This window comes from Pseudomonas moorei (genome assembly GCF_008801475.1).
GTDB lineage: Bacteria > Pseudomonadota > Gammaproteobacteria > Pseudomonadales > Pseudomonadaceae > Aquipseudomonas > Aquipseudomonas moorei.
Map to the genome: position 1 here is coordinate 1 of NZ_VZPP01000014.1, position 18,552 is coordinate 18,552.

At 59.8% G+C, this 18,552-nt stretch carries 19 protein-coding genes; 10 read left to right on the plus strand and 9 right to left on the minus strand.

Annotation, left to right across the window (positions count from 1 at the left end; genetic code table 11):
• Window positions 1–566: 566 nt before the first annotated feature.
• Entirely contained in the window at window positions 567–1,454 is an 888-nt protein-coding gene (gene rhtA, locus F7R06_RS24240) for a threonine/homoserine exporter RhtA (protein WP_090318296.1), read from the plus strand.
• A gap of 167 nt (window positions 1,455–1,621) precedes the next feature.
• Window positions 1,622–1,903 carry a hypothetical protein gene (locus tag F7R06_RS24245; RefSeq protein WP_090318293.1) on the plus strand — a complete coding sequence of 94 codons (282 nt, stop codon included), beginning with the start codon at window positions 1,622–1,624 and terminating at the stop codon, window positions 1,901–1,903.
• A gap of 15 nt (window positions 1,904–1,918) precedes the next feature.
• Here F7R06_RS24245 and F7R06_RS24250 read toward each other — a convergent pair whose 3' ends face one another.
• Window positions 1,919–2,479 carry a TetR/AcrR family transcriptional regulator gene (locus F7R06_RS24250; RefSeq protein ID WP_151149704.1) on the minus strand — a complete coding sequence of 187 codons (561 nt, stop codon included), beginning with the start codon at window positions 2,477–2,479 and terminating at the stop codon, window positions 1,919–1,921.
• A 91-nt stretch (window positions 2,480–2,570) separates the two neighbouring features.
• Here F7R06_RS24250 and F7R06_RS24255 point away from each other — a divergent pair, with 91 nt between their 5' ends.
• Window positions 2,571–3,299 carry an SDR family oxidoreductase gene (locus tag F7R06_RS24255; RefSeq protein ID WP_090318290.1) on the plus strand — a complete coding sequence of 243 codons (729 nt, stop codon included), beginning with the start codon at window positions 2,571–2,573 and terminating at the stop codon, window positions 3,297–3,299.
• A 36-nt stretch (window positions 3,300–3,335) separates the two neighbouring features.
• Window positions 3,336–3,926: a 2-hydroxychromene-2-carboxylate isomerase gene (locus tag F7R06_RS24260; protein ID WP_090318287.1), complete on the plus strand. Its 591-nt coding sequence runs from the start codon at window positions 3,336–3,338 to the stop codon at window positions 3,924–3,926.
• On the opposite strand, the gene F7R06_RS24265 is transcribed toward F7R06_RS24260, so the two are convergent.
• Window positions 3,923–4,921 carry a zinc-dependent alcohol dehydrogenase family protein gene (locus F7R06_RS24265; protein WP_090318284.1) on the minus strand — a complete coding sequence of 333 codons (999 nt, stop codon included), beginning with the start codon at window positions 4,919–4,921 and terminating at the stop codon, window positions 3,923–3,925. The genes F7R06_RS24260 and F7R06_RS24265 overlap by 4 nt on opposite strands.
• A gap of 102 nt (window positions 4,922–5,023) precedes the next feature.
• On the opposite strand from F7R06_RS24265, the gene F7R06_RS24270 reads away from it, so the two are divergent.
• Window positions 5,024–5,944 carry a LysR family transcriptional regulator gene (locus tag F7R06_RS24270; RefSeq protein ID WP_174552469.1) on the plus strand — a complete coding sequence of 307 codons (921 nt, stop codon included), beginning with the start codon at window positions 5,024–5,026 and terminating at the stop codon, window positions 5,942–5,944.
• On the opposite strand, the gene F7R06_RS24275 is transcribed toward F7R06_RS24270, so the two are convergent.
• From F7R06_RS24275 to F7R06_RS24290, 4 genes are all read right to left on the minus strand, one after another.
• The gene (locus F7R06_RS24275) at window positions 5,937–7,748 is read right to left on the minus strand and encodes an aminopeptidase P family protein (protein WP_090318278.1); all 1,812 of its coding nucleotides are present in this window, start codon (window positions 7,746–7,748) and stop codon (window positions 5,937–5,939) included. The two genes, F7R06_RS24270 and F7R06_RS24275, sit on opposite strands and share 8 nt — an antisense overlap.
• A gap of 64 nt (window positions 7,749–7,812) precedes the next feature.
• Window positions 7,813–8,970, minus strand: coding sequence for a cysteine desulfurase family protein (locus F7R06_RS24280; RefSeq protein WP_090318275.1), 1,158 nt, complete (start codon window positions 8,968–8,970; stop codon window positions 7,813–7,815).
• Between the two features lie 205 nt (window positions 8,971–9,175).
• A complete protein-coding gene (locus tag F7R06_RS24285; protein ID WP_090318272.1) occupies window positions 9,176–9,790 on the minus strand; it encodes a LysE family translocator in 615 nt (204 codons plus the stop codon).
• A gap of 101 nt (window positions 9,791–9,891) precedes the next feature.
• On the minus strand, window positions 9,892–10,161 hold the full coding sequence (locus F7R06_RS24290) for a hypothetical protein (protein WP_090318269.1): 270 nt from the start codon (window positions 10,159–10,161) through the stop codon (window positions 9,892–9,894).
• Between the two features lie 491 nt (window positions 10,162–10,652).
• On the opposite strand from F7R06_RS24290, the gene msuE reads away from it, so the two are divergent.
• The 4 genes from msuE (at window position 10,653) to F7R06_RS24310 (ending at window position 14,837) form a co-directional block, all read left to right on the plus strand.
• On the plus strand, window positions 10,653–11,216 hold the full coding sequence (gene msuE, locus F7R06_RS24295; protein WP_090318266.1) for an FMN reductase: 564 nt from the start codon (window positions 10,653–10,655) through the stop codon (window positions 11,214–11,216).
• Window positions 11,217–11,226: 10 nt separating this feature from the next.
• Window positions 11,227–12,372, plus strand: coding sequence for an FMNH2-dependent alkanesulfonate monooxygenase (gene ssuD, locus F7R06_RS24300; protein WP_090318263.1), 1,146 nt, complete (start codon window positions 11,227–11,229; stop codon window positions 12,370–12,372).
• A 149-nt stretch (window positions 12,373–12,521) separates the two neighbouring features.
• On the plus strand, window positions 12,522–13,709 hold the full coding sequence (locus F7R06_RS24305; protein ID WP_090318261.1) for an acyl-CoA dehydrogenase family protein: 1,188 nt from the start codon (window positions 12,522–12,524) through the stop codon (window positions 13,707–13,709).
• Between the two features lie 24 nt (window positions 13,710–13,733).
• Window positions 13,734–14,837 (plus strand): sigma-54 interaction domain-containing protein, encoded by a 1,104-nt coding sequence (locus F7R06_RS24310; protein ID WP_090318257.1) that lies wholly within the window; start codon window positions 13,734–13,736, stop codon window positions 14,835–14,837.
• Between the two features lie 208 nt (window positions 14,838–15,045).
• Here F7R06_RS24310 and F7R06_RS24315 read toward each other — a convergent pair whose 3' ends face one another.
• From F7R06_RS24315 to F7R06_RS24325, 3 genes are all read right to left on the minus strand, one after another.
• On the minus strand, window positions 15,046–15,816 hold the full coding sequence (locus F7R06_RS24315; RefSeq protein WP_090318253.1) for a MetQ/NlpA family ABC transporter substrate-binding protein: 771 nt from the start codon (window positions 15,814–15,816) through the stop codon (window positions 15,046–15,048).
• A 77-nt stretch (window positions 15,817–15,893) separates the two neighbouring features.
• Window positions 15,894–16,559 carry a methionine ABC transporter permease gene (locus tag F7R06_RS24320; RefSeq protein WP_047527298.1) on the minus strand — a complete coding sequence of 222 codons (666 nt, stop codon included), beginning with the start codon at window positions 16,557–16,559 and terminating at the stop codon, window positions 15,894–15,896.
• 2 nt (window positions 16,560–16,561) lie between these two features.
• A complete protein-coding gene (locus F7R06_RS24325; protein ID WP_090318250.1) occupies window positions 16,562–17,776 on the minus strand; it encodes an SfnB family sulfur acquisition oxidoreductase in 1,215 nt (404 codons plus the stop codon).
• A 314-nt stretch (window positions 17,777–18,090) separates the two neighbouring features.
• Here F7R06_RS24325 and F7R06_RS24330 point away from each other — a divergent pair, with 314 nt between their 5' ends.
• Window positions 18,091–18,549 (plus strand): VOC family protein, encoded by a 459-nt coding sequence (locus F7R06_RS24330; protein ID WP_090318246.1) that lies wholly within the window; start codon window positions 18,091–18,093, stop codon window positions 18,547–18,549.
• The last annotated feature ends 3 nt before the right edge of the window (window positions 18,550–18,552 follow it).

The window sequence follows — 18,552 nt, forward strand, 5'->3', positions numbered from 1 at the left end:
CGTTGGTTACATCTTTGATTTCTCGCGGAGTAACTTGTGATGCTGATAATCTGTTGACTAGCAGTCTGACTCCACAAGCACCCACACGAATTGCTTGATTCAGTTGTTAAAGAGCGGTTGGTTAAGAGCTTTGTCTCAACCGAGGCGCGCATTCTACAGCAGCCTCATTTGCTGTCAAGTGATTATTTTCAGAAGTTTTCAAGGAATCCTTAACAACTTCAACCACTTGCGCTTTCGATCTCTCGTCAGCGGGAGGCGAATTCTACAGCGTTACTCGCTGCTGTCAACACCTCTTTTTCAACTTCCTTTCGACTTCGATGACCTGAAGCAACCCGCTGCCGAAAACTGCGTAACTCATTGTTTATCAAGGAGTTTTCCGTTTCGACTGCGCCGGAAGTGGGGCGAATTATAGGCCTCCAGAATCTGCCGTCAAGCACTGATTTGGTTTTTCTATCAGATTGGCAAAATCACTGCTTATATATAGACGCGCCTGGAACGATTGCGCAGTATATTGCCCAACACCAGGACCAACAGCCAAGCTCTCTACTTCGGACGATGCCACTCAAATGAATGATCAGCCTCGCAGCCTTGCCTCGACCTTGTTTTCGGTCGGCCTGCTATTAATAGCCATGGCATCGATCCAGTCCGGAGCCTCCCTGGCCAAAAGCATGTTTCCTGTCATTGGCGCACAGGGAACCACCACCCTGCGCCTGACCTTTGCCAGCGTGATCATGCTGCTGTTGCTTCGCCCGTGGAGAGCGAAGCTCACGACAAAATCCCTGCGTACCGTTATCGTCTACGGGATGGCGCTGGGCGGCATGAACTTTCTCTTCTATATGTCGTTACGCACAGTCCCCCTGGGGATCGCCGTTGCGCTGGAGTTCACCGGGCCATTGGCCGTGGCCATCTACGCTTCACGCCGCGCCGTCGACTTCTTATGGATTGCCCTGGCGGCTGTCGGCCTGCTGCTGTTGATACCCACGGGAGCAACGACGGCAAGCATTGATCTGATAGGTGCCGGTTATGCACTGGGTGCTGGCGTCTGCTGGGCGCTGTACATTCTTTTCGGTCAGAAGGCCGGCGCTGACAATGGCGTGCAGACAGCCGCGCTGGGGGTAATGATTGCCGCGCTGTTCGTGGCACCTATCGGTATCATTCATGCGGGCGCCGCACTGCTGACGCCATCGCTGATCCCGATTGCCATTGGCGTTGCCATCCTTTCGACTGCACTTCCCTATACGCTCGAAATGGTCGCCCTCACCCGCATTCCGGCCAGAACATTCGGAACATTGATGAGCATTGAACCCGCCATTGGTGCGCTGTCAGGCTTGCTGTTCCTCAATGAGTACCTGTCCCTGTCACAGTGGATGGCCATTCTGTGCATCATTCTGGCCTCCGTCGGCGCCACCATGACGATGGGCAGTGCTACCAAGCCTGCTGTTGCGGCGGATTGATACAGGATTTGACGTAACTCTGGCATTTACCGCTCAATTAGGCCATGTTTAGCCCCGCAACCCAGTACCAGATATGGACTTTTCAGGATTGGGATATATGAACGCTTCATGCGAAAGCGAATACGGCCAAACCCGGGCACAAGACCCGGGATGCAACAAGGACAGCAATGAAACGAATTTTGATACTGATCGCCGTACTCGCAGTGGCGGGCTGTGCGGCGACATCCCAGACCCAAACTAAACACGGCAAGAAAGGACTGCACATCAACTGTTCAGGGCTATCGTCCTCCTGGGACAAGTGTTACGCCAGCGCAGCGGACTCATGCGCACCCAAGGGCTACAAGGTCATCGCCAAGTCGGGTGATGTCGTGGAGGAGCCAGGGGATTATCCGTTTGGCCTCAACCCTGCGGGATACACCAGCCGCAGCATGATCGTGATCTGCAAATAGCCAAGTGCCGCCGTGTCAGGTTCTCGGACCTGCAATCTGGCGGCCGATCTCATCGTAACTGGACTTCAGCACCATGCGTTGCTTTTCCGGAGTCGCAAGCATCCGTGCCACCAGCAATGCCCCGACGCATTGCGACAGAATCGCCCAGGCCAGGCTGTCACTCTCCAATATCTGCGCCCAACTCTCCTGAAGCTGACAAATCCAGTGTTCCGCCTGCTGCCGCACCATCACGTCGGACCGGGCAATCTCGGCCCCCAGCGCCGGTAACGCACAACCCGTTTCCGGATGGTCGACGTGGGACATGCTCAAGTACTGCTTCAAGCAGCGCTCAAGCTTATCGCGATCCTTCTCTGCCCCCAGCCGCTCCAGGCTCTGGCGTAACTCTCGTTCGACAATCGAAGTGAACAGCTCGTCCTTCGACGAAAAATGGCTGTAGAACGCCCCCCCACTCAAACCGATCGCCTTCATCAAGCCGTCGACACCGACCGTGGAAAACCCGGACTTCTTGGCCGACACCGAACTGCTCTGCAGCAGCTTCTCTCTGGTTTCCAGCTTGTGATTGGCCGAGTAGCGCATTGCCTTCCCCTTGAATTGATCACCTTGACGCTGGTCGAATCGTAGCATAACGTTCGTTCAGTTAACGATCGTTTAGTAAAGGACTCCAGCCATGAATAACAAGAAGGTCGTACTGGTTGTCGGCGCAGGTGATGCCACGGGTGGCGCCATCGCCAAACGTTTTGCGAATGAAGGTTTCATAGCCTGCGTCACCCGGCGCAGCGCGGACAAACTCCAGCCACTGGTCGACGCCATCAAGGGCAATGGGGGTGAGGCCCACGGTTTTGCCTGTGATGCTCGAAAGGAAGACGAGGTAATTGCCCTGGTCGAACAGATCGAAAGCGAGATTGGCCCTATTGAAGCTTTCGTGTTCAACATCGGCGCCAATGTGCCCTGCAGCATCCTCGAAGAAACCGCTCGCAAGTATTTCAAGATCTGGGAAATGGCCTGTTTTTCAGGGTTTCTCAATGCCCGCGAGGTGGCCAAACGCATGGCCAGGCGGCAACGGGGCACGATCCTGTTCACCGGCGCCACCGCCGGCATGCGCGGTGCCGCGGGCTTCGCGGCATTCGCCGGTGCCAAACACGGGATTCGGGCACTGGCGCAGAGCATGGCCCGAGAACTTGGCCCGATGAACATCCATGTCGCGCACATCATTGTCGATGGCGCCATTGATACCGATTTCATCCGTGACAACTTCCCCGAGAAGTACGCGACCAAGGACCAGGACGGCATCCTCAACCCCGAGCACATTGCCGAGAACTATTGGTACCTGCACAGCCAGCCACGCGACGCCTGGACCTTCGAACTGGACCTTCGCCCCTGGAGCGAACGCTGGTAAGCCCTCCCGAATAACAATAAGCAGAGAGCATCAACCATGAGCAAAACCGTGGAGTTCTATTTTGACCTGGGCAGCCCGGCCACTTACCTGGCGTACACGCAGCTGCCAAAGATCTGTGAGCGGACCGGCAGCCAGCTGACCTATATTCCGATCCTGCTCGGCGGCGTGTTCAAGGCAACCGGCAACGCCTCGCCAGCGACCGTCCCGGCCAAGGGCCGATACATGTTTCAGGACCTCGACCGTTATGCCAGACGCTATGGCGTGCCACTGAAATTCAACCCGCATTTCCCGATCAACACCTTGATGCTCATGCGCGCCGTCACCGGCATACAGTTGCGCCACCCCGAGCGCTTTGCCGCATTCATCGATTGCCTGTTCAAGGCGCTCTGGGTCGACGGTCGCAGCCTCGACGAACCGGCAACCGTTGCGGCGGTGCTGACCGAGAACGGCTTTGACCCCAACGAAGTGCTGGCCCTGACCACCGATGAGCAAGTCAAGGCCGCACTCAAGGACAACACTGAAAAAGCGGTGCAACGCGGTGTTTTCGGTGCACCCAGCATGTTTATCGATAATCAGCTGTTCTTCGGTCAGGATCGCCTGGATTTCGTTCTGGAAGCCCTGAGTTAAATCTCGACGACCAACCGCCCTTGCGCCGCTCCCGACCGGAGCAACTTATGGGCGGCCCCGGCAGTTTCCAGGTTGAACCGGCGCGGATCGAGAATCGGTACCACACTGCCCGCTTCAATCAGTCGCGCCGCCTCCTGAAGGATCTGCCCATGGTGCTCACGCCCCTTCCCTGTCAACAACGGTAACAAGGTGAACACGCCGGAATAGGTTGCTCCGCGAAAGGACAGCGGTGCCAGGCTGTGCTGCCCCCAACCGAGGCAACTCACCACATGACCGTAATAGACCCGCGCCGCCTTGAATGACGCATCCAGGGTTTCACCGCCGACCGTGTCATAGACAATGTCAAAACCTTCACCGCCCGTATGCTCAGCCACATAGGCCTCCACCGACGTCTTTCGGTAATCAATGAAGGTCGCGCCCAAGCCTTCAATAGTGGCTTGCTGTCCTGCCGACCCCGTGGCAAACACCTCGGCGCCAAACGCGCGGGCGATTTGCACCGCAACATGACCGACACCTCCCGCTCCACCGTGAATCAGCACTTTCTGGCCTGCATGCACCCGAGCGCGGTCGACCAACCCTTCCCATGCCGTAATCAGTACCAATGGCAATCCCGCCGCTTCGCGCATGCTCAAATTGCCCGGCTTGCGCGCCAGCAGACGCGCATCGACCACCGCGCACTCCGCCAGCGAACCCTGGGCACCGCCGATTCCTGTTGCCATGGCATACACTTCATCGCCGGGCAACCAATCACTGACGCCCTCGCCCGACGCTTCAACGGTTCCCGCCAGATCCATGCCCAGTACTGAGGGCAGTGGCTGGCGCGCATGGGCGGCCTGGCCCGAACGGATTTTCCCGTCCAACGGGTTGACCCCGCTGGCCGCGATCCGAACCAGTACCTGCCCTGCTCCAGGCACTGGTCGCTGAATCGAAACCAGACGCAGGGGTGCATCAGCTGAATCCACGATCAGCGCGCGCATGTGCAGTGAATCAATCATTTCGGCTACTCCTGTCAGAGGTGGTGTAGACCCATCTTCCCGCAACCCATCCATGCCGATAAGACGCCAAATGGCTATAGTGATCATGCCCATTTGGCATCAATGAGACATCCCGTGGACAAACTCAATGCAATGGCGATTTTCGTCCGGGTGGTCGAACGCGGCAGCTTTTCCGCCGTCGCCCGGGAGATGCAGACCAGCCAGCCGACCATTAGCAAAGTCCTGCGCGCACTGGAAACCGAGCTGGGTGGAAAGCTGATCGCACGCAGTACCCGCCAGTTATCCCTGACCGATGAAGGCCTGCGCTACTACAACGAATGCCGACAAATCCTCGCGGCCGTTGATGCGGCCGAGCACAGTTTCCAATCCGGCAGGGAGACGATCGCCGGTCATCTGCGCATCGGCTCCTCGGTCAGCTTCGGGCGCTTGCAGATTGCTCCGCGGCTACCGGCATTCCTTGCGCGATATCCAGACATTCAAATCGACTTGCAACTCAATGATCAGAACCAGGACCTGGTCAGCGAAGGCCTGGATGTGACGTTCAGGATCGGGCCATTGAATGACAGCGGCCTGATCGCTCGTCACATCGGCACCACCCACCGGGTAACCGTCGCAACTCCCGCCTACCTCAAGCAACACGGTCAACCACAAACACCGCAGCAGTTGAGCGAACACAACTGCCTGCTCTTCAACCTGCTGAACAGTCAGAACCTGTGGATTTACGAGCGCGACGGACAACGTCATGAGGTGCGGATCAAGGGCAATGCCCAAAGCAACAACTCCGAGGCGATCCGCGAGATGGTGCTGGGAGGCTTGGGGATTGCGTTGTCGCCGGTATGGCTGTTCAGCGAGGATCTGAAAGCCGGGAGAGTGACCGCGATTCTGCAGAATTACACTGCGCAATCGCTGCCGATACATGCGGTATCCCCGGCGAATCGTCGCCAATCCGCCAGGGTCAAAGCCTTTGTCGACTACATGAGCCAGGCACTGGAAGCAGCGCCCGAACTGCAGGCGGTCAAATAGCTGCGGTACGCGTGTTCAACCACTCCAGGGCCGCACCGTCGAGCAACGGGCTCAAGCGCTCACGGACTTCGGCGTGATAAGCATTGAACCACTGCTTTTCTTCTTCCGTCAGCAGCGACGGCTCCAGGCAACGGGTGTCGATCGGGCACAGGGTCAGGGTTTCGAATTTCAGGAACTCGCCGAATTCGCTGGTGCCTGCTACGCGGTTCATCGCCAGGTTTTCGATCCGCACTCCCCAGCGGCCCGGACGGTAAGTGCCCGGTTCGATTGAGGTGATCATGCCCGGTTGCATCGCGGTTTGCGGTGCTGGCGCGGCCTGATAGGCAATGACTTGCGGACCTTCGTGAACGTTGAGGAAGTAACCAACGCCGTGACCGGTACCATGACCGTAATCGACGCTTTCCGCCCAGATCGGCGCACGGGCAATCGAGTCCAGCAGCGGCGAGAGGATGCCCTTCGGAAATTGCGCACGGGACAAGGCAATCACGCCTTTGAGCACACGGGTGCAATCGCGCTTCTGCTCGGCCGTCGGCGTACCGACCGGCACCATCCGCGTGATGTCCGTGGTGCCTCCCAGGTACTGGCCGCCGGAATCGATCAGCAACAGACCGTCGCCTTCGATCACCGCGTGTTCTTCTTCGGTGGCGTGGTAATGCGGCATGGCGCCGTTGGCGTTGAACGCGGCGATGGTGTTGAAGCTCAGCGACACATAACCCGGACGGCGCTCACGGGCGGCGGTCAGTTTCTCGTCGATGGTCAGCTCGGTGATGCGCTCGCTGCCCGCGAGTGCCGAGTCCAGCCAGGTGAAGAATTCACAAAGCGCCGCGCCATCTTGCTCCATGGCCTGACGGATGTGCTCGGCGTCAGCCAGGCTTTTTTGCGACTTGGCCAGGGTGGTCGGGTTCAAGCCTTCGATCAATTTGACGCCGCTGTCGAGGTTATCCAGCAGTCCCGCCGTGACCCGCGCCGGGTCGACCAGCAAGCTCGCTCCTTTCGGTACGGCGCGCAGCGCGTCGGCCACTTCGCTGTAATCGCGCAGGGTCACGCCATCCTGTTCAAGGACCGCGCGTAATTCAGCATCGACCTTGCTCAGTGCCACGAACAGGGTGGCCTGCTGCTGGTTGATCAAGGCGAAGGAAACAAACACCGGATTGAACGACACATCGCCGCCGCGCAGGTTGAACAGCCAGGCGATGTCATCGAGGGTGGCGATGAAGTGCCAGTCGGCGCCGCGCGCCTGCAGGGTTTCCCGCAATTTGGCGAGTTTTTCGCCACGGCTGACCGTCGCCTGGGGAGGCAAGTGCTGATAGATCGGTGCATTCGGCAGGCTCGGACGGTCGCTCCAGACTTCACTCAACAGATCGATATCAGTGCGCAGGCGAGCGTTGCGTTCTTCCAGCTTGCCGCTCAACGTGCGGGCCGAGGCCACGGCCATCACCGCACCATCGACCGCGACCACACCGCCTTCCGGGGTTTGTTCGGCCAGCCAGTCCAGCGGCCCCGGCTGACCCGGTTGCAGCTTGACCAGTTCGATGCCGCTGCCCTTGAGTTCCTTGGTCGCCTGCTCCCAGTAACGGCTGTCGGCCCAGACGCCGGCAAAATCGGCGGTCACGATCAGGGTGCCGACCGAGCCATGGAAGCCGGACAACCACTGCCGCCCCTGCCAGTAGCCCGGCAGGTATTCGGACAGGTGCGGGTCGGCCGACGGCACCAGCAGGGCGTGAATGCCCTCGCGGCTCATCAGTTCGCGGGTTTGCGCCAGGCGCTGGGGCACCGATCCATTGATCGAAGACTGCGTACTCATCATGACTCCTGCTAACCACTCATCATTATTGTTTAGCGCCGATCGGTGTCGGCGCTTCGAGACACTACTGCCAGAAAGCCGGGGCGCTGGCGCAGGCCGTTTTAATCAGTTGTACCGCTTGATCGATATCCTGCTCGGTGGTGAAACGTCCCAGGCTCAAGCGAATCGTGCGACTCGCCGAGCGAGCGTCATGCCCCAGGGCGAGCAGCACATGGGACGGAGCATTACTCGCGGAACTGCAGGCCGAGGTCGCGGAAAACGCGATCGAGGCGAGCAACGCCGCCGAATTGAACTCGCCTTCACTGAAGGTCAGGCTCAGGGTATGGGGGATGCGCCGGGTCGGGCTGCCATTGAGGCGCACACCGGGAATGTTTAGCAATTGATCGAGCAGGCGTTCGCGCAGACGCACGATCAAGGCTTTTTCTTCATCGAACGCAGCCGCCGCCAGGGCGAAGGCCGCGCCCATGGCGGCAATCTGGTGGGTGGCCAGGGTCCCGGAACGCAGGCCGCCCTCGTGACCGCCACCATGAATCTGCGCCTGCAAACGCTGGTGCGCGCGCGGCCCGACATACAACGCACCAATGCCTTTGGGGCCGTAGAGTTTGTGTGCCGAGAACGACATCAGATCCACCGGCCATTGCGCCAGATCGATCTGCACTTTGCCTGCCCCCTGCGCCGCGTCGACATGAAACAACGCGTCGCGATCACGCACCACTTGGCCGATGGCCGGGATGTCGTTGACCGTGCCCAACTCGTTGTTGACCAGCATCAGCGACACCAGGAAGGTGTCCTCGCGCATGGCTTCGCTGACGGCTTGCGCGGTAATCAGGCCATCGGCGTCCGGCACCAGATAGGTCACCGCCACGCCCGCATCCTGCAATTGTCTTGCGGTATCGAGGATGGCCTTGTGTTCGATCTGGCTGGTGATGATGTGGCCGCCGGCAACGCCGCGAGCCTGGGATACGCCCTTGAGGGCAAGGTTGTTGGATTCGGTCGCGCCGGAGGTCCAGACGATCTGTTCGGGCGTGGCGCCGACCAGTTCGGCCACCTGGCGCCGTGCCTGCTCGACGGTTTGCCGGGCCTGCTGGCCGAATGCGTGAGAACTGGACGCCGGGTTGCCAAAATTGCCGCTGAAACCCAGACACTCGACCATGACCTTGATGACCCGCTCATCCACCGGCGTGGTGGCGGCGTAGTCGAAATACAACGGACGTTTATTCATAAAAGACTCGCAGAGCGTGTTCCGGGATCAGGAAGCTCGTCACTGGAAACATCAAGACGCAGCCTTGTGAGCTGCGCCCGGTTTTCAGAACGTTACCAATACCTGATCGGATGCCGTTAAAGAAGTACCACTTCATTAATAGTGCGTAGGAACGCTCCTGAACAGCGAGCTTAACAGGCATCGTGCGACCGGTTGAAGCAATGCGTCAGCGAAAGCTTTCGAGCAACAGCGGATACAGCGAAGCCACCAGCAACGCGGCCATGCCCCAGTTGAACAGGCGCAACCAGCGACGGTCCTTCAGAACGTTGCGCAATAGAGTGCCGCAGGCGGCCCAGACACCAACGCTCGGCAGGTTGATCAGGGCGAAGACCGCTGCGATCACGATGACGTTGGTGAAGTAACCCTGCATCGGCGTGTAAGTGCTGATGGCACCAATGGCCATGATCCAGGCCTTGGGGTTGACCCACTGGAACGCGGCGGCCCCCAGGTAGCTGATGGGTTTCCCTTCAACCTGTTCACTGTCCGAGACCGGTCCGGAGTGAGCGATTTTCCACGCCAGATACAGCAAATAAGCGGCGCCGACATAGCGCAGTACGGAGTAAAGCAAGGGATAAGTCTGGAACACCGCGCCCAGGCCAAAGCCCACTGCCACGACCAGCACGAAGAATCCGCAAGTAATGCCGAGCATGTGAGGGATGGTGCGGTTGAAGCCGAAGTTCACCCCGGATGCCAGCAACATCGTGTTGTTCGGGCCGGGCGTGATCGAAGTGACGAGAGCAAACAGGGCAAAGCCCAGCAGCAGATCGAGCGAGAGTGTCATGGGTGGCAGTCCATCAGGGTCGGTCAGGTAGTGACCCTATCGCACCCCCCATGGGAAACCCACGGACAGTTGGGTAAAACTTCCAGCAGTACAGTTTTCGCTTAGCTAGGACGACCGTGCAGCTGTACAGCACGTCCGACGTTCATCTCACCCTGTTTGTCGAAACCAAACGATTTTTGTGGCACACCGAGCAATTCGGCTTTTTTCGCCTGGTATTCGTCGAAGGACAGACCCCGGCGATTCAACGCTTCCAGCGCGAGTTCCCTGGTTTCTTCAGCGGTATAGGGCCTCAGTTCCGGGGAAGTCTGGCTGGCACATCCGGCGAGAACGGAGACGGTCAGCAGCAACAAACTGGCGATTAGCGGTTTCATGTTCAGGCGTCCTGGCATCTGGCTTCGGGGCAATGAACACAGGCTACGCCCGCCTTTGCACGGGTAAAAATCATCGCTCTCGATAGTCGCTATCGAGTTTTGTTGATGTTGCCAGCCTGTAGGTGCCTGTTGCTGGCGAAGGGGTCTTAAGCCCTGTGGTGTTCTGGCGGGCGTCATCGCTGGCAAGCCAGCTTCTCCAGGGGGGCTTTATATTTCTTAATGATCTATAAATATCAATCAACGATCTTTTACGGAATAACAAATAGCCTTTATAACAACTGCATCCGCTGACGCACTGTTGCTCAGACAACTGTTCGCCAGCCAACAGTCAATCAACAAACAGCCCTTAAAAATCAACAGCGCGGTCTGATCAACTCGCTGCAAGCCGCGTAAAACGTGGCTTCGAGGGATTGGTACAGCTCTTGCTCAATGGGGAAAAGCCCAGTGATGACTCACTGCTCCCACAGCAACTGTTTAAAAAGGAACTGATCATGTCGCGTCCATTGAAAGTCGTTGCCGTCTCCGGCGGCACCTGGCGTCCCTCCCGCACCCTGGTGCTGACCCAAGCGCTATTGGCGCAGCTGGCCGAGCAACTGCCGATCGAGAGCAAGTTGATCGAACTGGGGGACATCGCCCGGCCCCTGGGCGCGGCGCTGTCCCGTCAGGAACTGAGTGCGGACGTCGAAGCCGAACTGCAAGCGATTGAAAACGCCGATCTGCTGGTTGTCGCCGCGCCGGTTTATCGCGGTTCCTACCCTGGCCTGCTCAAGCATCTGTTCGACCTGATCGATCTGAATGCACTGATCAACACCCCGGTACTGCTGGCCGCCACCGGTGGCAGCGAACGTCATGCGCTGGTGCTCGATCATCAGCTGCGCCCCCTGTTCAGCTTCTTCCAGGCGTTGACCTTGCCGATTGGCGTGTATGCCACCGAAGCCGATTTCTCCAATTACCAGATCACCAGTGAACCGCTCAGGGCCCGCATTCAACTGGCTGCAGAGCGCGCGGCGCCATTGTTCGGCGTACACCCCAACAATCGGCTGAAAATCGCCTAAGGATTTGTTCATGGATGTTTTCTGGTTTCTGCCGACCCACGGCGACGGGCATTACCTGGGCACCACTCAGGGCGCACGCCCGGTCACCCTCAACTACCTGAAACAAGTGGCCCAGGCCGCAGACAGCCTTGGCTACCACGGCGTATTGATTCCCACCGGGCGTTCCTGCGAAGACTCCTGGGTGATCGCCTCGGCACTGGTGCCGCTGACCGAGCGCTTGCGTTATCTGGTGGCGATCCGTCCTGGCATCATCTCGCCCACGGTGTCGGCACGCATGGCGGCGACCCTGGATCGTCTGTCCGGTGGCCGCTTGTTGATCAACGTCGTGACCGGCGGCGATCCCGACGAAAACCGTGGCGACGGCAGCTTCCTCGATCACAGCGAACGCTACGAAGTCACCGACGAATTCCTGAAAATCTGGCGCCGTGTATTGCAAGGCGAATCGGTCGACTTCGAAGGCAAGCACCTGCGGGTACAGAATGCCAAGGCGCTGTATCCCCCCGTGCAGAAATCTTATCCGCCACTGTACTTCGGCGGTTCGTCCGATGCCGCCCACGACCTGGCCGCCGAGCAGGTCGATGTCTACCTGACCTGGGGCGAACCACCGGCCGCCGTGGCGCAGAAACTCGCCGATGTCCGTGAACGCGCCGCCCGTCACGGGCGCACGGTGAAGTTCGGGATTCGCTTGCATGTGATCGTTCGCGAAAGCGCAGAAGACGCGTGGAAAGCCGCTGGCAAACTGATCGAGCACATCAGCGACGAGACCATTGCCGCCGCGCAGAAGTCGTTCTCGCGCTTCGACTCCGAAGGACAGCGACGCATGGCTGCACTGCACGACGGGCGTCGCGACAACCTGGAGATCTCACCCAATCTGTGGGCCGGTGTCGGCCTGGTGCGTGGCGGCGCCGGGACGGCGCTGGTGGGTGACCCGCAGCAGGTCGCCGCGCGCATCAAGGAGTACGCGGATCTGGGGATCGAGAGTTTCATCTTCTCCGGATACCCGCATCTCGAAGAGGCCTATCGCTTCGCCGAACTGGTCTTCCCGCTGCTGCCCGAGCCCTATGCCAGTCTCGCCGGGCGTGGCGTCACCAACCTGACCGGGCCGTTCGGCGAAATGATCGCCAACGATGTGCTGCCGACCAAAACCACGGCCTGACCCACGCAATACCTGTAGGAGCGAGCCTGCTCGCGATGGTCGCCAACGATGACGCTGTCATTCAGACATCCCGCGTAATCGTTGTTCTCCATCGCGAGCGGGCTCGCTCCTACAGGGGATCTGCGTCGAATTCAAAGAGGAACCCCCGCGTGACTGCCAAGCCGCACAGCGCCCTGATCTCCCCATTGCAGACCGCCCGCCAATTGGCCGCCGGGTTTGCCCTGACCGCCGTCGAGCGCGACGAGCGCGGCGGTACGCCCAAGGCCGAGCGTGATGCGCTGCGCCACAGCGGGCTGCTCGCGTTAAGCATTCCCACCCGGTTCGGCGGCCTCGGCGCCAGCTGGAGCGAAACCCTGAACATCGTGCGTGAGTTCGCCAAGGTCGACAGTTCGATTGCTCATGTGTTCGGCTTCCATCACCTGATGCTCGCCACCGTGCGCCTGTTCGCCCGCCCCGAACAATGGCAGCCGTGGTTTGAACAAACCGCGCGCAAGAACTGGTTCTGGGGCAATGCCCTCAACCCGTTGGACACCCGCACCGTGGTGAAAAAACTCGCTGGCTGGCGTGAATTTTCCGGCAAGAAAAGTTTCTGCTCCGGCGCCAGCGATTCGGAGATGCTGATCGCCTCGGCGGTGGATGAGAGCGCCGGTGGCAAGCTGTTGATCGCCGCCATTCCCAGCGGTCGTAGCGGCATCACCTTGCACAATGACTGGAACAACATGGGCCAGCGCCAGACCGACAGCGGCAGTGCCACCTTCGAACGGGTGCGTGTCGAAGAATCGGAGCTGTTGCTCGATCCGGGGCCATTGAGCACGCCGTTTGCCTGCTTGCGCCCACTGATCGCCCAACTGACGTTCACCCACATGTTCCTCGGCATCGCCGAAGGCGCCTTCGAAGAAGCGCGCCAGTACACGCTGACCGAAACCCGGCCGTGGCACAAATCCAGTGCCCGGGAGGTGAACCAGGACCCTTATGTACTCAGCCACTACGGCGAATTCTGGGTGGCCCTCGAAGGGGTGCGGCTGTTAGTGGAGCGCGCGGCTGACTTGCTCGACAAGGCCTGGGCCAAAGGCCCGAACCTCAGTGCCGAGGAACGCGGACACCTGGCCACCGCCATCGCCACCGCTAAGGTCGCCGCCACGCGCAATGGCCTGGAACTGTGCAGCCGCCTGTTCGAAGTCACCGGCGCGCGCTCGACCCACGCCTCGCTGCGACTGGACCGCCACTGGCGCAACCTGCGCACGCAAACCCTGCACGACCCGGTGGATTACAAACTCCATGAACTGGGTGACTGGGCACTGAACCAGGCCCTGCCGATTCCCACTTTCTATTCATAGCTTGCCCAACAAGGAGCGTGCCCCATGCAACTGCTGACCTTACCGCCCTCGCCCGCTCTGGCCACGTCGATCCGCGCCACGGCCCAGGTGTTCGAAGACCCGAAGTCCCAGGCCTTGCTCGCCCACCTGCAACAAGTCGCCCCCAGTGAAGCCAGTGTGCTGATCATCGGCGAAACCGGCACCGGCAAGGAGCTGGTGGCGCGCCATATCCACAACCTCAGCGCCCGGCGCAACCGGCCATTTGTAGCCGTGAACTGCGGCGCGTTCTCCGAATCATTGGTCGAGGCCGAGCTGTTTGGCCATGAAAAAGGCGCTTTCACCGGCGCCCTCAGTTCCAAGGCCGGCTGGTTCGAGGAGGCCGATGGCGGCACTCTGTTCCTCGATGAAATCGGCGACTTGCCGATGGCCATTCAGGTCAAGTTATTGCGGGTGTTGCAGGAACGCGAAGTGGTGCGCCTGGGTTCACGCAAGAGCATCCCCATCGACGTGCGGGTGCTGGCAGCGACCAACGTGCAACTGGAGAAAGCCATCAACGCCGGGCATTTCCGCGAGGACCTGTACTACCGTCTCGACGTGGTCAGCCTGGAGCTGAGCCCGCTGCGCGACCGTCCTGGCGACATCCTGCCCCTGACCCGTCACTTCATCGACGCCTACAGTCAGCGCCTTGGCTACGGCAGCATCACCATCAGCAAGGAAGCCGAACTGAAACTGCGCAGCTACAGTTGGCCGGGCAACATCCGAGAACTGGAAAACGTCATTCACCACACCCTGCTGATTTGCCGTAACGGCATCATCGAACGCGATGACCTGCGCCTGTCCAACATGCGCATCGAACGCCAGGACGATCACCACGCTCAGGTCGACGATTCTGCCGAAGCCCTGCTCGACCGGGCTTTTCAAAAGCTGTTCGAGGAACAGGCCGGCGCCCTGCACGAAAAAGTCGAGGACGCCTTGCTGCGGGCGGCCTATCGCTTCAGCCACTACAACCAGGTGCACACCGCCGCGCTGCTGGGTCTGAGCCGCAACGTGACCCGCACACGCCTGATCAAGATCGGCGAACTGGCGGTGAACAAGCGGCGACCGACGGAAAACGTACAGGGCGAGCGCTTGATGCAATTGTCCATCTAGCCGGCGCTTGGGCCGCGCTGCGAATTACGCTTGCTGATGTACTCGGGGCGCGGCTATTGGCATCCGAGACAGATCTGAAATTGCGGCGCGGCCATCGCGGGCAAGCCCTGCTCCCACAGGTTTTGTGTCGTTTGCACATTTCGTGAACGATCCAGTACCTGTGGGAGCGTGGCTTGCCCGCGATGGCGTCCTCAAGATCAACCGAAGCTTAGAACCCCGGCGCAATCTGCCCCTTGTAGCGCGTCAAAATGAACTGCCGAACTTCATCGGAGTTCAACGCCTTGGCCAGCTTCTGCAGGCCCGGGTCGTTGATGTTGTCCGGCCGCGCCACCAGGAATTCAACGTACAGGCTCTTGCCCTTCTCGACGATCAACGCACTGTTGGTGTCGATCCCCGCTTCCAGCGCGTAGTTGGCGAATACGAACGCCAGGTCTACCTGACTCACCGAACGCGCCAGCAGCGCACCTTCCAGCTCACGGATTTTCAGGTGCTTGGGGTTTTCGGCGATGTCCCGTTGCGTCGCCAGGGTGTTGCTCGGGTCCTTGAGCTTGATCAGCCCTGCTTCGTGCAGCAGCACCAGGGCGCGACCGGTGTTCACCGGATCGTTGGGGATCGACACGGTAGCGCCGTCCTTGAGCTCGGAAATGTTTTTGATCTTGGTCGAATAAGCTCCGAATGGCTCAATATGCACACCGACCACCGGCACCAGGTCGGTGTGACGGGTCTTGTTGTAGTCATCGAGAAACGGCCGGTACTGGTAGTAGTTGGCGTCAAGGTTCTTCAGTGCAAGTTGCTGGTTGGGCTGGATGAAATCGGTGAAGACCTTGATATCCAGGTCCACGCCTTCCTTGGCCAGGGTGGGTTTGACGAATTCGAGGATCTCCGCGTGCGGCACCGGCGTGGCACCGACAGTGAGTTTTTCGTTGGCGTGTACGCTCAGCGAAATCAAGGCAGCCAGAACGGCCAGGGTATTTTTCATGTTGTGCTCCTAGGCAGATTGAGTGGCCGTCGTGGGGCGGACGTGGGGCCGATTTTTTTGGTTTTGAACTGAATGTCTTATCGATGGCTGTAGCGCGCCACCAGTCGGTCGCCGCTCATTTGCAGGGCCTGGACCAGGATCAACAGCAGCACCACGGTGACCACCATCACGTCGGTCTGGAAACGCTGGTAGCCATAGCGGATCGCCAGGTCACCCAGGCCACCACCGCCGATCACCCCGGCCATCGCCGTGTAATCCACCAGCACGATGGCCGTCACCGTCACCGCCGCCAGCAGCCCTCCTCGCGCCTCGGGGAGCAAGGTGAAGCGGATGATTTGCCAGGTGTTGGCGCCCATGGCCTGGGTCGCCTCCACCACCCCGCGATCGACTTCACGCAACGCGGTTTCCACCAGCCGCGCGAAGAACGGCGTGCACCCGACCACCAGTGGCGGAATGGTCCCCGGTACACCCAACGAGGTGCCGACCAGCAAGGTGGTCAGGGGAATCAGCACGATCAGCAAAATGATGAACGGCAGCGAACGCAGCATGTTGACGATCACCGACAACACCCGGTAAACGCCAACGGCTTCATGCAACTGGCGTTTGCCGGTGAGGAACAGCAGCACCCCCAGCGGCAGCCCCAACAACACGGTGAAACCGAGGGCCGCGCCGAGCATGCTCAGGGTGTCGAGGCAGGCTTGGCCAATGTCGGCCCAATAGATGTTCTTGAACAATTCAGCCATGGTCAGGACCAGTCATGACGCGGCGGTTTCACGCCGTTGAGCAGCCAGTTGCCGACCACGTGGTATTTCCAGCGCACCGGATCGTGCAAGGTATGCACCCGCGCATTGCGCCAGTGACGGTCGAAGTTGTGTTTCTTCAGGGTTGAACGAGTGCCGCCCAGTTCAAACAGCTTATTGCTCGCTTCAATGGCGATTTCGGTGGTCAGCACCTTGGCCCTGGCCACGGCCAGGGATGCGTTGGCAACGCTGCCTTCATCCGGTGCCTGGCGCGCTGCATCCAGCGTCCGCCCAGCCCGTTCCAGCAAGGCTTCGGCCGCCTCCAGGCGAATGTCCAGGCCTCCGACCTGAATGATGGTCAATGGATCTTCGCTGGCTCTTTCCACACCCGCATCGATCCATGGCCGGGCGAATTGCCGGACAAAGGCTATGGTGTCGCGCAAGGCGGCGCGGGCAATGCCGGCGTCGATGGCAGCGGTCGTCAATTGGGCGAACGGACCGGCCAGGGTCGGGCTGTCATAGGAGCGCCAGGTCGGGAACAGATTGAACGCCGAAACGTGCAGATCTTCGGCCAGCACCGTGCCGCTGGAAGTGGTGCGCTGGCCGATGCTGTCCCAGTCGTCGATGATCAACAGCCCTTTGGTGCCGCGCGGGACGAACGCCAACTGACCTTTCTGCTCATCATCCAGCGCCAGCACCGCCAGCCAGTGCGCATACAACGACCCCGTGCAATACCCCTTGCGCCCGTTGATCACATGGCCGTCGCCGTAACGGCGGATGGTCGCCTGAATGTCCTGCACATGCTTGCCCCCGGTTTCCGACAAGGCGTTGGCGAACCGATGCCCCTGCAGTGCCAGTTCGAAGAAATGCGCCTGCTGCTCCGGAGTGCCTTGCAGCCGGATGTCTTCCAGCAAACAGTAGTGGTTTTGCGGGATCTGCCCCAGGGACGGGTCGGCCGCCGAGATGATCGCGATGATCTGCACCAGCACCGCGTAGGACACCTGTGCTCCGCCAAATTCCCTGGGCACCGTAATGCCCCAGAGGCCGCTGTTGGAAAACAGATCGACGATATCGGCGGGCACCTGGCGAGTACGGTCACGTTCGGCATCCTGCTCCAACAGAATCGCGGCCACGCGCTCGGCCACGCGCAGGGCCTCGGCTTCGCTGGCGATCCGGTGGGCCGCTGGCGGGTTGATCGGATAAACGGCAGATTCAGACATACAAGACTCTCGATACCAGTGTTTAGCGAAGGTCATTGTAGCTTCTGTGCCTGACTGCGAGAGCCCGTATTTACGGGTGCTTCAACGGGTTTTGACGGGTTCGACAATGCCGTAGCCAAGGCAATCTGTTGCTTCACTGTTGATTGCCAGACAGTCGCGCTGATGCCGAACGAGGTGATTTTTTTTGTGAACTTGGCGAGTGCTGAAGATCAAAAACCAGACAGCGCCTTTTTCGGCAGGACCTACACTGGGAAGTCCTGCTGAAAAGCGGCGAATGAGATGTTCCATCTACAACAAAATCAGGGAGAACGATCATGAGCGTCAAACCCATTCCAGAGGGCTACCACAGCATCACCCCGTACCTGGGGATCAAAAAAGCAGCCGAAGCCATCGAGTTTTACAAGAAGGCCTTCGGCGCGATCGAAGTCATGCGCCTGTCCATGCCCGACGGCGGTATCGGTCACGCCGAACTGCGCATCGGCGACTGCCCGATCATGCTCGGTACACCGTGCGATCAAGGCCCGTTGAGCAATCCGGACCAGTCGCCGTCCGTGGGGCTGCATCTGTACGTCACCGATGTGGACAAGTCCTATGACCAGGCCATCGCAGCCGGCGGTACGGTGGTGTCGCAGGTCAAGGATCAGTTTTATGGCGACCGTTCAGGAACGTTGAAAGACCCCTATGGCCATCTGTGGTTCCTGGCCACGCGCAAGGAGAATCTGACTCAGGAACAGATCGAGCAGCGGGCGAAGGAGATGTTTCAGCAGGGTTAGTCA

Coding starts and splice junctions, on each gene's coding strand:
- rhtA (WP_090318296.1), top strand. CDS start 567: ATGAATGATCAGCCTCGCAGCCTTGCCTCGACCTTGTTTTCGGTCGGC.
- F7R06_RS24245 (WP_090318293.1), top strand. CDS start 1,622: ATGAAACGAATTTTGATACTGATCGCCGTACTCGCAGTGGCGGGCTGT.
- F7R06_RS24250 (WP_151149704.1), bottom strand. CDS start 2,479: ATGCGCTACTCGGCCAATCACAAGCTGGAAACCAGAGAGAAGCTGCTG.
- F7R06_RS24255 (WP_090318290.1), top strand. CDS start 2,571: ATGAATAACAAGAAGGTCGTACTGGTTGTCGGCGCAGGTGATGCCACG.
- F7R06_RS24260 (WP_090318287.1), top strand. CDS start 3,336: ATGAGCAAAACCGTGGAGTTCTATTTTGACCTGGGCAGCCCGGCCACT.
- F7R06_RS24265 (WP_090318284.1), bottom strand. CDS start 4,921: ATGATTGATTCACTGCACATGCGCGCGCTGATCGTGGATTCAGCTGAT.
- F7R06_RS24270 (WP_174552469.1), top strand. CDS start 5,024: ATGAGACATCCCGTGGACAAACTCAATGCAATGGCGATTTTCGTCCGG.
- F7R06_RS24275 (WP_090318278.1), bottom strand. CDS start 7,748: ATGAGTACGCAGTCTTCGATCAATGGATCGGTGCCCCAGCGCCTGGCG.
- F7R06_RS24280 (WP_090318275.1), bottom strand. CDS start 8,970: ATGAATAAACGTCCGTTGTATTTCGACTACGCCGCCACCACGCCGGTG.
- F7R06_RS24285 (WP_090318272.1), bottom strand. CDS start 9,790: ATGACACTCTCGCTCGATCTGCTGCTGGGCTTTGCCCTGTTTGCTCTC.
- F7R06_RS24290 (WP_090318269.1), bottom strand. CDS start 10,161: ATGAAACCGCTAATCGCCAGTTTGTTGCTGCTGACCGTCTCCGTTCTC.
- msuE (WP_090318266.1), top strand. CDS start 10,653: ATGTCGCGTCCATTGAAAGTCGTTGCCGTCTCCGGCGGCACCTGGCGT.
- ssuD (WP_090318263.1), top strand. CDS start 11,227: ATGGATGTTTTCTGGTTTCTGCCGACCCACGGCGACGGGCATTACCTG.
- F7R06_RS24310 (WP_090318257.1), top strand. CDS start 13,734: ATGCAACTGCTGACCTTACCGCCCTCGCCCGCTCTGGCCACGTCGATC.
- F7R06_RS24315 (WP_090318253.1), bottom strand. CDS start 15,816: ATGAAAAATACCCTGGCCGTTCTGGCTGCCTTGATTTCGCTGAGCGTA.
- F7R06_RS24320 (WP_047527298.1), bottom strand. CDS start 16,559: ATGGCTGAATTGTTCAAGAACATCTATTGGGCCGACATTGGCCAAGCC.
- F7R06_RS24325 (WP_090318250.1), bottom strand. CDS start 17,776: ATGTCTGAATCTGCCGTTTATCCGATCAACCCGCCAGCGGCCCACCGG.
- F7R06_RS24330 (WP_090318246.1), top strand. CDS start 18,091: ATGAGCGTCAAACCCATTCCAGAGGGCTACCACAGCATCACCCCGTAC.